Origin of the sequence: Stenotrophomonas sp. TWI273 (genome assembly GCF_039674765.1) — a bacterium.
Lineage (GTDB): Bacteria > Pseudomonadota > Gammaproteobacteria > Xanthomonadales > Xanthomonadaceae > Stenotrophomonas.
Map to the genome: position 1 here is coordinate 481,797 of NZ_JBDJOA010000001.1, position 14,809 is coordinate 496,605.

Here is a 14,809-nt window from a genome sequence, read left to right on the forward strand (position 1 = left end):
TCAGGGCGTCAGGATCACCTTGCGGCAATCCTCCTCTTTGCGGTCGAAGATCTCGTAGCCACGCACCGCGTCTTCCAGCGACAGCCGGTGGGTCACGATCACGCCCGGATCCAGCCGGCCTTCGCCGATATGGTCGAGCAGCTCTGGCATCAGCTTCTGCACATGGGTCTGCCCCATCTTGAAGGTGAGGCCCTTGTCGAACGCATCGCCGAGCAGGAAGCCGTGAATGAAGCCGGCATACACGCCCGGGATGCTCACCGTGCCACCCCGACGGGTCGCAGCGATGCACTGGCGGATCGCCACGCCGCTGCTGCCTTCCACCTTGAGCGTCGTCAGCGCCGATTCCAGCGCACTGCCCTCGGCCTCGAAGCCGACCGCTTCGATCGTGGCATCCACGCCGCGGCCGTTTGTCTGGGTGATGATGTATTCCGCCGGATCCTCCACCTGGGTGAAATCGATCGGGGTCACGCCGTAGGTCTGCTGCGCGAAGGCCAGGCGATACGGCAGGTGGTCGACCATGAAAATCGTCTCCGCCCCCAGCAGGCGGCAGCAGGCCGCACTCATCAGCCCGACCGGGCCGGCACCGAAGATCGCCACCGTGGAACCCGGCTTCACGCCTGCGTTGATCGCGGCCTGGTAGCCGGTCGGCAGGATGTCGGAGAGGAACAGTACCTGCTCATCGGACAGCGCATCCGGAATACGCAACGGCCCGACATTGGCCTTCGGTACGCGCACGAACTCCGCCTGCCCGCCGGATACACCACCATAGAGATGGCTGTAGCCGAACAGCGCTGCCGGCGGGCGGATGCCCTTCTGGTTCACCGCGGCGCCCTTGCCGGTGTTGGTGGTCTCGCAGGCCGCGAACTCGGCGAGCCGGCAATGGAAGCACTCACCACACGCAATCACGAACGGAATCACCACGCGGTCGCCCGGGCGCAGATCGATCACGCCCGCACCCACCTCCTCCACCACGCCCATGAACTCATGGCCGAGCACGTCGCCGGTATGCAGATCCGGGATCTTGCCGCGATACAGATGCAGGTCCGAGCCGCAGATCGCCGTGGCGGTCACGCGCAGGAGGATGTCATCCGGGGCGGCCAGCGCGGGATCGGGCACGGTATCGACCCGTACATCCTTGCTGCCGTGGTAAGTCAGTGCGCGCATAGCAGACTCCGTTATCCAAGTACCTCTGTGGTACGTGGTACGGCGTGGCAGCGTCGTGACCGCACCGTGTGCGGCGTGTCTATCCGGATCAGCGCGCCGCCCTGCAGAGGCTGGCGCGCATGGCGCTGCGCAGCGCATGAGGACTGAATCATTCATTCTGCGCGCGCGGCGAGCGCCGCACGCGACGGTCGCTTACTCCACCGAGGGCGCCGAAGGCGTCTCCGGGTCCGGCGGCAGTTCCTGCGGCGGCGATGCGGGTGCGGGGTCGCCCTCCGGTGGGATTTCCTGCGGCGGCTCCTGCGCAGGCGGATCGCCACGGCCGGGCTCTTCCACCGGCGGCGCGGGCGGCACGGGTTCCGGGGTCGGGTCCGGCACCTGGGCGATCACATCATCGAATGGGGCCATCGTTTCACTGTCCAGTGCCATGTACATCGCGTGTGTTCCTGTTGTGGGACTGCGCCCGACGCTACGCGGCGCACCGTCAACATCCAGCGAGGGCGAGCGTGACCGACGAGCGCTCCCGCTCAGTCATCGCCGTCGGCGCGGCGCTTGTTCACCGTGATCTCGCCGGAGGTTTCCAGCACTGCCAGGTCGACCTGCCCGAAACCTTCACAGCCGTTGGCGCGCATCGCCACTTCCAGATCCGCCGGGCTGACATTGCAGCGTTTCACCTGCTCCCAGTAGATCGTGCCGTGCCGCGCCAGCACCACCGGCACGCCTTCCACGATCTCGTTGAGGCGCTTGCTGCGCGCCCCCAGAAAGCCGACGAACCAGTTCAGACCGATCAGCGTCGCGGCCAGAATGAGCCCGCCGGGCAGCGAGGTGTCCTCACCGATCAGCGAGTTCTGCACGGCCGTGCCCAGCAGCACGATCACCAGGATGTCGAACGGGGTGGACTGCCCCATCGAACGCTTGCCGCTCATGCGGGTCAGCAACAGGACCACCACATACACCGCAACCGCGCGGACCACGAACTCCCACCATTCCATTCCCAGCTCGAACATCTCATGCATCGCGGCAGCCTCCGTGTGGCGAGGTCTGGACGATAGGAACTCCCGGGTGAAGCCGATGGGAGCACCCGCCCTTCACGGCACCCCCGCTCCTTCGTAACAGCGGCAGGGCTAGCGTCGAGGCATCACCGCCCTACCCGTTCGCGCAGGAGACACACCATGCAGCACGACAAAACCCCGCCCGCCTCCACCGAAGACGCTCACGCCGCGCACAACTGCCCGCCGGCGGAAGGCACGGTCGACAAGCAGCGCACCTCGGAGAACCATGACGAAGCGCTGGAAGAGACGTTCCCGGCCAGTGACCCGATCTCTCCGTTCGTTGCGGCCAAGCCGCCGACGGATGACAAGGACGAGAAAGATCCGGATGCAGCGCGGCTGAAGACGGAGAACGAGGGCTACAACCAGCGCGGCCACGGCAAGGGTGGCACGGCGGGTGAAGGGGAACCGGATGGCGTCCGCGAGGATGACGGCATCACCCAGCCGAACTTTGGGCAGGGTGGTACGTCTGGCAAGCAGACGTTGGATCGCTGACCAAACGGGGACATGTCATGACTACTGCACCGCGAGCGCCCGCTACGAAAGAAGACGACCAGCAGAAGAGCCACACGCCGGACAAGCTGAGGAACGATGACGCCCGGTGGAAGGACAAGGACATGCCGGAGGCGGAGCATGGGGCTACGCCTGAGGATTATGAGCGGCCGGGGAAGGTGTGAGCGCCAGTGGCCTATCGGCCCCACCGGATTCGCACGGCTGTGGAGCAATCCGCCGCCGGCATCGCGTGTCTCAACGGAGGTGGATGGTGACCCCGGCCCGATTCGAACGGGCGACCTTCCCCTTAGGAGGGGGACGCTCTATCCAGCTGAGCTACGGGGCCACGGAGGGCGTAAAGGATACAGGCAAACGAGGGGCCTCATCCATGCTCGTCCGGTTGCCCGCCACTCATCCCCGACAGCGGCAACTGCCCTATGCTCCTCCGTCCCCTGCGACGAGTGACATGGATGCATCCTCTTTGGGTCACCCTCTCCCAACTCGGCGACAGCCGCTGGCTGTTGCCCCTGAGTCTGGTGCTTATTATGCTTGGCCCCGAAGCGGCCCGCGCGCTCAGGTTTCGCTGGGCGGTCGGCTTGACCGTTGCCGCTGGGCTTACGCTGGCTTCTAAACTGGCCTTTCTGGGTTGGGGTATTGGTTGGGCCCGGCTGGACTTCACTGGATTCAGCGGTCACGCCACCATGACGGCAGTGGTTTATCCGGTCGCGCTTTATCTCGCCGCATTTGGTCGGCTCCCGAAACCCCTTTTTTGGGCACTGCTCGGGTCGCTGCTTGCCGCCATGGTCGCCTATTCGCGTCTACCCCTTAACGCCCACTCCGCATCTGAGGTGGTGAGTGGGTGGCTGCTGGGCACGGCGGCGACGGTTTTCGCCCTCTCGGCGCGCGCCACAGGCTGGACAACACCCCTACCCACTCTTGCCGCGTCAGTTGTAGTGGGTCTGGCAGTTCCCATGCTGATGCCCACGGTCCGCACCCACGATGTCGTCATACGCCTTGCGACCGAGCTCTCAGGCCGCGACCAAGTCTTCAATCGACATCATTTTGTGCGATAGGCGTCAAATATTGAGTGCAACGAACCCAGCCCAGGCGCTCAAACCGACTTGACACTGAATAGCGTTCAGCGCGAAGATGACGGCGAAAATTTACCTCACGGAGTAGGAAACCCCGTTATGAAGAAGATCTTTGCCGCTCTCGCCCTCGTGGCTTTCTCCCCGATGGCTCTGGCTCAGGAAGCCCAGGTTGAGCAGTCTGCTGGTGCTGAAGGCACCACCGCTGCCACCAGCGCAGAAGTTGCGGGGACTGGCGGCGCCACCAGCGCCGCTACGGGCGCCCTCACTACTGCCGCCATGATTGGCGCCGGCGTTGCGGTAGCTGCAGTTGTCTACAGTGTTGCGTCAGATAGCAGCAGCGACGACGCTGGCAACAACAATGGCGGTGGCACCACCCCGCCGCCGACCGGCACCACCGGCACGACGGGCACCACCGGCACCACCGGCACCACCAACTGATCCCTTAGCGGGCATTAGGTCATTACGCCCTCGCCGGGCGCAGGTCCGGCGGGGGTTTTTCTTTTGCCCGATAGGGCCAGGAAGAATCATCGATGGACTGCAAGCGTTTCGGCGCCACTCTGGCACTCGCCCTCACCCTGTCCGGCTGCGTTTGGGCCCCCGGCCAGCACATGCGCTCCAGCTCGGTGGCTCGCGATGACCAACCAGTCGGGAATGATCAGATCGAGCTGATCGCAATCACTCCCAAGTTAATCGCCATGGATCGGGCTGCGCGCGACGTTCCGTCGCTACCAAAGGCCCTTACCGAGTATCAACCAGGGCCATATCGGATCGGCGCTGGCGATAGCCTGTACATCACAGTATGGGATCATCCTGAGTTGACTGTTCCAGCAGGAGCTCAGCAACAACTCAACGCCGCAGGGCGGCCCGTGCAATCCGACGGCACCCTCTTCTACCCTTACATAGGGAAGATTGCGGCTGCCGGCAAGACTCCAGTTGAGCTGCGCGAAGAGATCACAACCAAGCTGGCGCGCTATATCGAAGCACCACAGGTGGACGTATCTATGCTCAGTTACGGCAGCCAACGCGTCTGGGTCACAGGGGCGTCCCGCCAAGCTGCCACGGTCCCCCTGACCATTACCGCTCTAACGCTGGGTGACGCGATCAGTCAATCAGGTCTCGACCCGATCCAAGCCGATTTATCGGGCGTTCGCCTTACTCGCGACGGTACGACCTATACCATTGACCTCGACCGTCTTGGTCGCCAGGGCGGCGGCGCAACAAACGTCTTCCTAAAAGCAAACGATCATTTGTACGTCCCTTATCTTGATCGCAAAGAGATTTTTGTAGTTGGTGAGGTCAACCAACCTGGTGCCGTCAATTTCAAGACTAGTGACATCTCGCTGAGCCAAGCGCTTGGTCGGGCGCGCGGCCTGCAGCAATCCACCTCCAACGGAAACGCAGTCTACGTCATTCGGGGCTCAAGCGACCTGCAAAGTGCTCCCTCCAGTGTTTTTCAGCTGGAAGCAAAATCTCCAAGCGCCTTCGCCGTTGCCAGCCAATTTGAACTTCTGCCTGGAGACGTGGTTTTCGTCGGCGCCGCCGGCGTGACCCGTTGGAGCCGATTTGTGAATCAACTGCTTCCCTTCACCTCGATCATCAGCAACGCCGCAAGCGCGCGCAACGATCTCGACAATTAACGGCAGGCGAATGATGAGCAGGAGCGCTCTCGTTGCGTTGCAACGGAATCATGGTGTGCGCGGCCTCGCCGCGATCTTGGTGATTGCAATCGCGTTGCCAGGTTGCGGCGTTGTCGGCCGCACCAGCGTCAAGACGGTGCAGATAGCCATGCAGGGTATGCCAGATGTAGAGCCAACCGTCGCGGACGTGGCCGCAAACCGCTATCCCCAGATCAAGGTCACCGGCCCTCGTGGAGGTGCAGTACTGGTCTTGGGCAACCTTGATGGCGATCGACAAGCTTGGTACAGCAATGACCGTAGCATTGTGTTCCTTGAAGATGGCCTGCTTGTGGGCACACACGGCGGCACGCCTCAGCTACAGTCTATGCGCATTGAGGGTGAGAATCCCTTCCGTAATCTTCACCGCATTCAATCACCCATTAAGGTCCAGCGCCGCTACGACATGATGCCCGGCTACCGCTTTGGGGTGCAGATTAGCGGCACCCTCGAACGCATCGGCACCGAGAACGTCCAAATTCTCGGCAGATCTCTACTGTTGCTACATATTCGCGAGCGCCTGATAGGGCAAGGCTGGAAACACGACAACCAGTACTGGGTTGACCCGTCAAACGGGTTCATCTGGAAGAGTGTGCAGGCGCTTGCGCCCGATGCGAGCCTCGAAATCATCCAGCTCAAACCTTACTCCCCGGATCTGAAACGTTGATCACATTGCGTCTGGCCGTCCTCGCCTTTTGCGCGGCCACTTCTGTTCCTGTGTCTGCCGCGCAGCTAATCACTGTCGAAGTGCTCGGCAAAGTCCGCAATCCGGGCTCAGTCACGTGTGCCAGTGGTTCCCGTCTGTCTGATGCGGCACTTGCAGGCGCGCCAGACAAAGATAGCTACATCCTCGGAACTGCTTTGCTGAGGCGTAGCGAAATCGTCGCCCAGACTCGGCTCAAAGCGGGGATACTATTTGATCTGGAAGTACTTGAAAGCCGGGAGAATCTCGATCCGGACGCGGCCTCAGCAGCACTGGCTATAGCCAAGGAACTCTCGGCGATGCCAGTGACCGGTCGCGTAATCCAAGCGCTTGGGCCGCGTGCTCTGGAGATGGACCTTAGCGGCAATCGCCCATTGAATGAAGGGGACAAGCTGTACTACCCAGCCAGACCCGACACAGTAACCGTGCTGGGTGCAGTGGAGCAGCCTTGCACGATCCCGCATCGACCGCTAATGCCGCCCCTCAGTTACGCGAGGCAGTGCACAACCATGCCCGCCGCAAGCCAGGATCACCTGTTTGTTATTCAACCAGACGGCCACGTGGAGAAGCTCGGTATCGCTCTTTGGAACCGCAGCCCTGCATCCGCGCTCGCGCCGGGGGCCCTCCTCTATGTTCCGCTCGACGCTAAATCTCTGCGCGACGTAAATTCCACTTTTAACGAGGATGCCGCCCGATTCCTCGCCACCCAGGTGCTTGATGCGCCCGGAGCAACAAAGTGAACCGCTCTTCCAGAACACGGACAGCCCGAATGGGTCTTGCGTTGCTAAGCATGAGCATCACTTCCGCCCTTTACGCACAGAGCGCACCCGCTCCTACTGCCAGTGATTGGGGTGGCATCGGCCTGCTGCAGACCCCGACTGCCCGGATGGCCGATGAGGGCGAGTTAAGCTTCACAGCAAGTCACACATCACCAAACAGCCGCTACAGCGTGGTACTACAGCCATTGCCTTGGCTGGAAGGTGGATTTCGCTACGTATCTGTCGCTAATCGTCGATACGGGCCGGAGTGGCTGAGCGGAGACCAGAACAACAAAGATAAATCAATTGATCTGAAGATCCGCCTGGCGCAGGAGGGATCGCGGATGCCAGAAATCTCTGCGGGATTTCGAGACATCGGCGGCACTGGTTTATTCTCTAGTGAGTACCTAGTGGCCAACAAGCGACTGGGCGCGGTCGACGTCAGTGTCGGGCTAGCTACTGGATACATCGGCAATCGCGGAGATTTCCGAAACCCGCTGACGGTGCTAAGCGATGACTTTGAAGATCGCAGAGAAGGTTCGCGCGCCGGCAAGATCAATAGCCAGGGCCTATTTAGAGGGCCCGTCGGAGTTTTCGGAGGTGTGTCATATCAGACCCCTTGGCAGCCACTGCAGCTAAAGCTTGAGTACGACGGCAACGATTATAGACACGAGCCTCAGAAGAACAATCTGGCACAGCGTACGCCGATCAATATTGGAGCGTCTTATAGACTCAACAATAGTCTTCAAGTTCATGTGGGCTGGGAACGGGGCAACACCGCCATGCTTGGGCTGACACTTCACTCGAACCTAGCGCGTGCACGGTCGGTATCTAAGTCGCTGGATCCAGCAGCGTCTCCTATGCGTGCCCGCGCTCAACTTGATTACTCCGTTGACGATAAGAATGATCCAGTCAACTGGCAAGCAGTTGCGGCAGATCTAGAATCCAACGCCGGAGTGAGGGTCCAGACCATTTCACAGCGCGGGAGCGAGGTGCTCGTGTCTGGCGAACAGCGCCGGTTCTTCTATCCGGCCCAGGGAGTGGGCCGCACGGTTCGTGTAATGGATGCGCACCTGGACGATTCCATCGATTGGGTGACGCTTCGCAGCACTCGCCTAGGCGCGCCCATAGTAGACGTTAGCGTAGAACGCGCGGCGTTTGCCAGCTATGTAGATCAACGCTTGGCAGCAAGCGATCTTGCACGACATATCGAAATGGCCGCACCGTCCTCTACGCCCCGCACTCTCTTATACCAAGCTCCTATTAAGCATTTTGAAGGCGCAGCGAATCTTGGATATAGGCAGTCTTTAGGTGGCCCGGACGGGTTCATTCTGTACCAAGTCGCCGCAACGTACACAGCGAACCTTCAGTTCACTCACAACGTTTGGCTAAATGGCACCGTTAGCTATAACGCTTACAACAATTACGATAAGTTTCGGTATGACGCCCCAAGTAACCTTCCCCGGGTTCGCACGTATGTCCGCCAGTACTTGACCACCGAAGATCTCACACTGCCCTCGTTACAGCTCACAGCAACTCGACAGTTGTCTCGAGATCTCTATGGAAGTGCATATGGTGGCTTGTTGGAGCCGATGTACGGAGGCCTGGGAGCAGAGATCCTCTATCGCCCACTAAATGAGCGATGGGCGATTGGCGCAGAACTCAACTGGGTGAAGCAACGTGGCTTCGACCAACGATTGAGTTTTCGCGACTACAGCGTCGCCACCGGGCATGCGAGCTTCTACTACTCTTGGGGGCGCGAGCAGAAAATTGTATCCACGGTGAGTGTTGGTCGATATTTAGCAAAAGATGTCGGCGCAACTTTTGCAATATCCAGAGCATTTACTAATGGGGTAAGCATGGGCGCATACGCCACGAAGACAGATGTGTCGTCAGCCGATTTCGGAGAAGGGAGTTTTGACAAAGGGATCTTTGTATCAGTTCCCTTCGACTTCATGCTACCGAGGTCTACTCGTGCACGCGCGAACTTCACGTGGAATCCGCTCTACCGCGACGGTGGCGCCAGGTTGGCAAGAAGCTATGGCCTTTATCAAATGACATCTGAGCGCGACCCAGATTTCTTCTTCGATAACCTCAGCACCATTGGCAATTGATCCCAAACAACAAAGGAATGCGCTGCACATCAGCAGGTGACATCTTCCGGCAGAGGAGGGGGTGCCCCCCCCCCCTCTCGTCGCTCAGCACATTTCGTTAATGTAGTTTCAATCAAAAAGAGCGAATGGAATTCTCATTCTCGAGATACCACCGGTACGTTTCAGCAATACCGGTCTTCAGCTCAACCGAGGCTTCCCACCCAAGTGACCGAAGCCGCGTAACATCGAGCAGCTTCCGGGGCGTACCGTCAGGCTTACTTTTGTCGTTGATGATATTCCCTGCGTAACCTGTAACATCCCTCACCATCTCCGCAAGCTCGCCAATGCTGACATCTTCACCGACCCCGACATTGACGATTTCCTCCCCGTCGTAGGACTCCGTCAAGAAAACTGCAGCAGCGGCCATATCGTCAACGTGTAGGAATTCTCGGCGGGGGGTGCCCGAGCCCCACACGACCACCTCTGCAGCACCCGTTAACTTGGCCTCGTGGAATTTCCGGATGAGTGCCGGCAGCACATGAGAATTACTAAGATCAAAGTTGTCTCCCGGCCCATACAGATTGGTCGGCATGAGACTAATAGCATTGAAGCCATATTGACGACGATAGGCTTGACAGAGCTTGATACCCGCGATCTTAGCAACCGCATACCACTCGTTGGTCGGCTCCAATGCACCGGTCAGCAACGATTCCTCCCGGATGGGCTGCTCCGCGAACTTCGGATAGATACAGGAAGACCCCAAGAACGTCAGCTTGCTCGCACCGCTTCGATAAGCAGAATCAATCACGTTGTTCTGAATCTGAAGGTTCTCCAACAGGAACTCAGCCGGATAGGTGCTGTTGGCTTGAATGCCACCGACCTTAGCAGCCGCAAGGAATACAACTTCGGGCTTCTGCTTTCGAAAATAATCATCCACCTGTTGGCGATCACGCAGATCGAGTATGTCGCGCCCTGCCAGCAGAATATTTTCGAATCCGAGAGCCCCAAGCCTGCGAACAATCGCTGAACCCACCAATCCGCGATGACCCGCAACGAAAATTCGACATTCTCTATTCATTTCTAAATTGACCTATATTTTGAAAAGCTTCGTACGCAGGAGTACCTAACCGGCGACAGAGCGGAAAAGAAGAAACCCACGAATTCCATCATGCGCCGCCATATGGATCCACCAGGCACTGCCACGCATATATTATGGTTAACACACCAAGTCCCGAGCTAGGTTGAGCTCTTTTTCACGGAATAGGTAGCGAGCGCGGCAAGGCCCGCAGCTTGCTCGCTTTTATTCTCGAAACTAGATTCCATCCTGGCGATTAGGGTGCGCCAGCGCGATCGACGTCAAGTCGAAGTCCGGTCAGCCGACCTAGCTCGTTCCTGATCTCGTCGGGATCGTCAAGACCTGCGATCGCAGCATCAAGTTCGTCCACTTTCGCACCTACCAGGAACCGGTACCAGTAACCCTGAAGAAAATGATAAACCAAGCCAGACCGACCATCCAGGAAGCCAAGCTGCACAAAATAACGCCAGACGAAATAGCATAGCGAACTTAGCGGATAACTGACGCGATTGTACACTCGCTCCTTCAACAGCCTCTTGAAGAACGCCTGGTACGAAGAGCCACGCAACGTGATTACATCTTCACGAGTAAATAGCCCGTATCGATGATTTAACACCTCCACAGCCTCGCGCGTCGCATACTTGTTGTGCTTATCAATAAAATAGTTTACGTTATTTAGATTGTGATCAGCAAAGCACCCGTCAAATGTCACTGTGACGCCCTCTGTCACAGCAATGTGTTCGTCCATCCAACGATCCTCGATTCGAGCCTTGCCCCTTCTAAATAACCGCATCATCAGCAACGGATAACGGCCTCCGTATCTTATCCAAGCTCCCATGAATATATGCTTGCGCTTAAGATTTACTCCGGTCACCGACTCGGGCAGAGACGGAAGTCTCTCCACGATCTCTGCACACAGACCAGGCTCGATCACTTCGTCCGCATCAAGGCGCATTATCCATTCGGTTGCGGCGCCCCCATTTTCCAATGCCCATTGGAATTGCTTCGCCTGGTTCTCAAACGCGTGGAAAAGCACCTTGGCGCCGTGGCTTCGGGCGATCTCTGCGGTTCGATCGGTAGACATTGAATCAACAACGAGTACTTGAGAAGCAAACGGCGCGACCGAAGCCAGCGCACGCGCGATATGCATTTCCTCGTTGAATGTCAAGATAATTACGGTGACGTCACTCACGCGAGCTCTCCGATTCCTTCGCAACTCTACGACGTCTAACTAGCTGTGCCGGGTTACCCGCATATACACCGAGTGATACAGCATCTTTGAAGAGAACGGCGCGAGCTCCAATTACCGCACCGCTATCGATCCTTACCCCTGGACCGATGAACGCCTCCGCGGCCACCCAAGCACCTTCACCAATTGAAATCTCTTTGGCTATCAACTGATGGGTTGGATCATCAATGTCGTGAGTGCCGGCACACAAGTACGCACCTTGACTTACAACTGCTCTTACACCGAGCTCGATGGGCGCCATGTTGTAGCACTTCACCTGGGGCCCAAGACACGAATGAGCGTCCAATCGCAGGTACGGCGGATACCAGACCCGGGCAGACCCATACACATGGGCAGTCCGATGCACTCTCGCTCCAGCGATGTTCAGCAGAAGAACACGCCAGCGGTGAAGCGGAGCCGGCGTCCAACTCGCTAGCAGGATCCAACTCAGGTTCCAAAGGACACGTCGAGCCCTATTCGCCAATGAGAATGAGGGACCTCCAGAGGTCGCGTTCGAAACTGCATAGTCAAGTGGCATCATCTACGCCCATGGTTGCAAGATATAGGGACCAATCCGCATCCGAAAACCTTCTTCTAATGATTTTACAAGGGTTTCCGCCTACTACGGAATTAGGGAGTACATCCTTGACCACAACCGCACCCGCCGCAATCACAGACCCAGTACCGATGCTGATCCCGGACCTGAGGATTACACCATGGCCTATCCAGACGTCGGCGCCAATGGTAGTTACCCTATGACGCCATTGAAAGTCCAACCGCGTAGGGAGCGCTGGATTACCCACGCCATGATCGTTTCCCACAATTTTCACCGACGTGGACACCATACAAAGATCTCCTATCGATACCGGACTAGGAGAGTCAAATCCGCTTCCAACGTAGCAGAAGTGACCAAGACGACTCCCCCGTGGAATCCTAACTCCACTTCCAAACTGCACGCCACGCCCCACCTCAGCCAATTGAAGCCGCATCTTCTTCAGCGCATTGAGCGGCTTCCTAGCAAGCTTCTTAATCCGCGTATCAATTTCACGATCGCACATACGGAGAGCATCCACGCCTACCCGAGCAGGTGAAGGAACCTCAGGAACCTGCCCTCTTTTGTCCATGACCATGGCTGCTACGCCCCCCACCGAATGGAGTCCAGTGCACTCTCAATCAACTCTCTTTGCTTAGCGGGGTTCCACCTCTGAGAGATAGTTGATCGGCACTCTCTTCTGACTTGCGCGCGATCGTTTCCACTTTCGAACCAGCGCTTCAGCACAAGCGCTAGATCGTCGACACTATTTCGACAAAAGAAGTCGCCAGTCACCCCCGGAGTGATAGCTTCAACCTCAGGCATTTGACGGTCCATATCTCCATGTGTGAATGCCGGCGTACCGTACGAAAGGCTATGAATGGCCGTTAATCCTATCTTACCGGGAGAAACAGTTGCATCCGCGTAATATATCAATCGCCCGAGAACTGCCTCATCATAGCAAGCGCCATAGAAATGCACGCTGAGCTCGAGTTGAAGCGCTAGCTGCTCAAGCTCATGGCGCGAAGGGCCGTCGCCGACCAACAACACATTTACCTCGTGCCCCATATGTCTAAGCTGCTCCGCAGCCTGGAGAAGAACATCGAACCGACACAGTTCAGTTAAACGAGCAGTGCAAATGATAAGCGGACGAAGTGGATCACTAAATAGCTGCCGAGCGCAGCTAACGTCTCCATCAGCACCACTTTCAATATGTTCAAAAACCCGCGTGGAAGTCTCGTAATCGAGGCTGTTGTAAACAACACGAACGCGATCAGGGTTGTAACCCTGCGAAACACCTATAGCTTTAGACCGATCCCCGTAAACCAACAATGAGTGGGACAGCTGATAATACATCCGCCTAAGCCATCTTTTAGACAAAGACTCCTGCGCAAGCCAGCCATGTGCCCAGAAGACCACCTTCTTCCCATTCATTCGACCCAAGATCGCTAGCACCCAAGTGGCGAAGATGTTCGGATTCCCCAAGATCACCAGAACTTCGGTGGATTTATCCGTGGCAATGTGAACATAATTTTTAAACCTGAATCCCCTCTTTGTACGGGACACGTCCAAGAATGAAACTGCTACCGCCTCGTCACCCTTAAACGCCTTTATCCCGTCAAAATCTTTCTCAGAACCATAAAAGACATAGTCGTGGTGGCCACGCAACGCCAACTCCCGCATCACGGGAGCTCGATAATGTGGAAACTGGTGATAGATTATTGCTACATTCATGATCGTCCTAGATCCCCTTTATATTCCGCAGAACTCACCGGCGCACCCTCAGCTTTGAGATTTGCCAGATAGCGAGAAACGTCAAAAACGCCACTACGGAAAAAACCAAATCAAATCTCCAGCCCGCAAAGCCGACGGCGAACGCCATGGACTGAACCGCCTCAGAGTCGAATGCTCTAAAGATGTTTGACAGACCCCAGAGGATCAGAGGAAGAAGGAACACGGATAGTGGGCCAAAATTTGCATACGCCTCACCGATATACGTCGAGTTAAGTGCAATTCCATCGACGTTCAATCCAGACAACCGACCTAGGGTTAGACCGAAGCCCTCCGGTCTATCTGGCCATATAGCCTTTGGGAGATAGAAGGTGAGAGGACGAACTATGAAGGTATCACCCATCAAGTAGTCGTATTTTGACGGGTAGCTGTCAACGACCATATTAGCCATATTGAGATTGCTCGCCTCAAATGAAGAGGATAGCATCAACTGAATATCCCGACCCTCCGCAGTACCCAAATGCCCATTGGCAGCCTTAACTGCGTAACTCATTTGCTGATAGTTTAACCCATCACTCCACATCATGCCTCGGACGATGGGAAAGATCGAGTTCGCCTGGATAATGATTGGGGCTGCAAGCAGAAGGATGACGTAACTCCTAGCAGGTATGGTGCGATAGGCAAGCGCGTAGGCAATAATGCATGTCAACGTAATAATTCTATTGCCCGACACGATCAACTCAAGGACCGATATCGCGAGAAGAGAACAAGCAAACACCGCATGTGATATTCGATAATTCTTTCGATAGAAAAGGAGAAGAAATGGGAGCGTGAATCGCATTACGTTCTTAATCTGCAACAATGCGACCGCTACTGCATCACCCTGCATGGCCTCGCCGTGACTACTATACCAGTGCCCACCGGACAGCTTTCCCGATGACACAAAGCCGTACGCCGTGAATATGATATAGAAAATCGAGTAGGAATAAAGAAACCTCAGCGAATCAACCGGAGCACTAAAGCGCCAGGTCTTAAACTTTATATACTTGTCAGGAATAATGAAGATTATGCATGCGACGAGTGCGCAAACGAGATAGATGCCGGATCCACCCGAAATAGACATGTTGGCAATTGGGACGTCAATCTGCTTAATGGATCCAAACAAAGCAGAAAGGAGCACGGGAGCTCCTACAAAGTATGAGTATCCGAATTGGACACCCGAC

Annotated in this window: 15 protein-coding genes and 1 tRNA gene; 7 read left to right on the forward strand and 9 right to left on the reverse strand. The window is 57.0% G+C overall.

Going from position 1 to position 14,809, the window contains the following annotated elements; genetic code table 11:
- The 3 genes from ABE571_RS02000 to ABE571_RS02010 form a co-directional block, all read right to left on the reverse strand.
- Complete coding sequence (locus tag ABE571_RS02000) at window positions 1-1,164, reverse strand: zinc-dependent alcohol dehydrogenase (RefSeq protein WP_346463154.1); 1,164 nt, start codon at window positions 1,162-1,164, stop codon at window positions 1-3.
- Between the two features lie 192 nt (window positions 1,165-1,356).
- A complete protein-coding gene (locus tag ABE571_RS02005; protein WP_313211837.1) occupies window positions 1,357-1,596 on the reverse strand; it encodes a hypothetical protein in 240 nt (79 codons plus the stop codon).
- Between the two features lie 92 nt (window positions 1,597-1,688).
- Window positions 1,689-2,177 carry a YetF domain-containing protein gene (locus ABE571_RS02010; protein ID WP_313218138.1) on the reverse strand — a complete coding sequence of 163 codons (489 nt, stop codon included), beginning with the start codon at window positions 2,175-2,177 and terminating at the stop codon, window positions 1,689-1,691.
- 156 nt (window positions 2,178-2,333) lie between these two features.
- On the opposite strand from ABE571_RS02010, the gene ABE571_RS02015 reads away from it, so the two are divergent.
- Complete coding sequence (locus ABE571_RS02015) at window positions 2,334-2,705, forward strand: hypothetical protein (RefSeq protein ID WP_346493122.1); 372 nt, start codon at window positions 2,334-2,336, stop codon at window positions 2,703-2,705.
- Between the two features lie 266 nt (window positions 2,706-2,971).
- On the opposite strand, the gene ABE571_RS02020 is transcribed toward ABE571_RS02015, so the two are convergent.
- Window positions 2,972-3,048: transfer RNA gene (locus ABE571_RS02020), tRNA-Arg, on the reverse strand.
- 124 nt (window positions 3,049-3,172) lie between these two features.
- Between ABE571_RS02020 and ABE571_RS02025 the strand changes: the two genes are divergently transcribed.
- The 6 genes from ABE571_RS02025 (at window position 3,173) to ABE571_RS02050 (ending at window position 9,041) form a co-directional block, all read left to right on the forward strand.
- On the forward strand, window positions 3,173-3,775 hold the full coding sequence (locus tag ABE571_RS02025) for a phosphatase PAP2 family protein (RefSeq protein ID WP_346493079.1): 603 nt from the start codon (window positions 3,173-3,175) through the stop codon (window positions 3,773-3,775).
- 117 nt (window positions 3,776-3,892) lie between these two features.
- The gene (locus ABE571_RS02030; RefSeq protein ID WP_346493080.1) at window positions 3,893-4,231 is read left to right on the forward strand and encodes a hypothetical protein; all 339 of its coding nucleotides are present in this window, start codon (window positions 3,893-3,895) and stop codon (window positions 4,229-4,231) included.
- 92 nt (window positions 4,232-4,323) lie between these two features.
- On the forward strand, window positions 4,324-5,430 hold the full coding sequence (locus ABE571_RS02035; RefSeq protein WP_346493081.1) for a polysaccharide biosynthesis/export family protein: 1,107 nt from the start codon (window positions 4,324-4,326) through the stop codon (window positions 5,428-5,430).
- Window positions 5,431-5,485: 55 nt separating this feature from the next.
- On the forward strand, window positions 5,486-6,133 hold the full coding sequence (locus tag ABE571_RS02040) for a YjbF family lipoprotein (RefSeq protein WP_346493082.1): 648 nt from the start codon (window positions 5,486-5,488) through the stop codon (window positions 6,131-6,133).
- On the forward strand, window positions 6,130-6,909 hold the full coding sequence (locus tag ABE571_RS02045) for a capsule biosynthesis GfcC family protein (protein ID WP_346493083.1): 780 nt from the start codon (window positions 6,130-6,132) through the stop codon (window positions 6,907-6,909). Before ABE571_RS02040 ends, ABE571_RS02045 begins: the two co-directional genes overlap by 4 nt.
- A 50-nt stretch (window positions 6,910-6,959) precedes the next feature.
- Complete coding sequence (locus ABE571_RS02050; RefSeq protein WP_346493084.1) at window positions 6,960-9,041, forward strand: YjbH domain-containing protein; 2,082 nt, start codon at window positions 6,960-6,962, stop codon at window positions 9,039-9,041.
- 112 nt (window positions 9,042-9,153) lie between these two features.
- On the opposite strand, the gene ABE571_RS02055 is transcribed toward ABE571_RS02050, so the two are convergent.
- The 5 genes from ABE571_RS02055 to ABE571_RS02075 all read right to left on the reverse strand — a co-directional run bounded on the left by ABE571_RS02055 (window position 9,154) and on the right by ABE571_RS02075 (window position 14,766).
- The gene (locus tag ABE571_RS02055) at window positions 9,154-10,098 is read right to left on the reverse strand and encodes a GDP-L-fucose synthase (RefSeq protein ID WP_346493085.1); all 945 of its coding nucleotides are present in this window, start codon (window positions 10,096-10,098) and stop codon (window positions 9,154-9,156) included.
- Window positions 10,099-10,351: 253 nt separating this feature from the next.
- Window positions 10,352-11,287, reverse strand: a complete 936-nt coding sequence (locus ABE571_RS02060) for a glycosyltransferase family 2 protein (RefSeq protein WP_346493086.1) — start codon at window positions 11,285-11,287, stop codon at window positions 10,352-10,354.
- Window positions 11,280-11,864 (reverse strand): putative colanic acid biosynthesis acetyltransferase, encoded by a 585-nt coding sequence (locus tag ABE571_RS02065; RefSeq protein WP_346493087.1) that lies wholly within the window; start codon window positions 11,862-11,864, stop codon window positions 11,280-11,282. The genes ABE571_RS02060 and ABE571_RS02065 overlap by 8 nt, the downstream gene beginning before the upstream one ends.
- Before the next feature lie 594 nt (window positions 11,865-12,458).
- Entirely contained in the window at window positions 12,459-13,589 is a 1,131-nt protein-coding gene (locus ABE571_RS02070) for a glycosyltransferase (RefSeq protein WP_346493088.1), read from the reverse strand.
- Window positions 13,590-13,623: 34 nt separating this feature from the next.
- A complete protein-coding gene (locus ABE571_RS02075; protein ID WP_346493089.1) occupies window positions 13,624-14,766 on the reverse strand; it encodes a hypothetical protein in 1,143 nt (380 codons plus the stop codon).
- Window positions 14,767-14,809 lie beyond the last annotated feature (43 nt).

What these genes read in the sequence shown, in the direction of transcription:
- ABE571_RS02055 (WP_346493085.1), bottom strand. Translation starts at nt 10,098, where the DNA reads ATGAATAGAGAATGTCGAATTTTCGTTGCGGGTCATCGCGGATTGGTG.
- ABE571_RS02050 (WP_346493084.1), top strand. Translation starts at nt 6,960, where the DNA reads ATGAGCATCACTTCCGCCCTTTACGCACAGAGCGCACCCGCTCCTACT.
- ABE571_RS02015 (WP_346493122.1), top strand. Translation starts at nt 2,334, where the DNA reads ATGCAGCACGACAAAACCCCGCCCGCCTCCACCGAAGACGCTCACGCC.
- ABE571_RS02025 (WP_346493079.1), top strand. Translation starts at nt 3,173, where the DNA reads ATGCATCCTCTTTGGGTCACCCTCTCCCAACTCGGCGACAGCCGCTGG.
- ABE571_RS02005 (WP_313211837.1), bottom strand. Translation starts at nt 1,596, where the DNA reads ATGTACATGGCACTGGACAGTGAAACGATGGCCCCATTCGATGATGTG.
- ABE571_RS02065 (WP_346493087.1), bottom strand. Translation starts at nt 11,864, where the DNA reads ATGATGCCACTTGACTATGCAGTTTCGAACGCGACCTCTGGAGGTCCC.
- ABE571_RS02000 (WP_346463154.1), bottom strand. Translation starts at nt 1,164, where the DNA reads ATGCGCGCACTGACTTACCACGGCAGCAAGGATGTACGGGTCGATACC.
- ABE571_RS02030 (WP_346493080.1), top strand. Translation starts at nt 3,893, where the DNA reads ATGAAGAAGATCTTTGCCGCTCTCGCCCTCGTGGCTTTCTCCCCGATG.
- ABE571_RS02070 (WP_346493088.1), bottom strand. Translation starts at nt 13,589, where the DNA reads ATGAATGTAGCAATAATCTATCACCAGTTTCCACATTATCGAGCTCCC.
- ABE571_RS02010 (WP_313218138.1), bottom strand. Translation starts at nt 2,177, where the DNA reads ATGCATGAGATGTTCGAGCTGGGAATGGAATGGTGGGAGTTCGTGGTC.
- ABE571_RS02035 (WP_346493081.1), top strand. Translation starts at nt 4,324, where the DNA reads ATGGACTGCAAGCGTTTCGGCGCCACTCTGGCACTCGCCCTCACCCTG.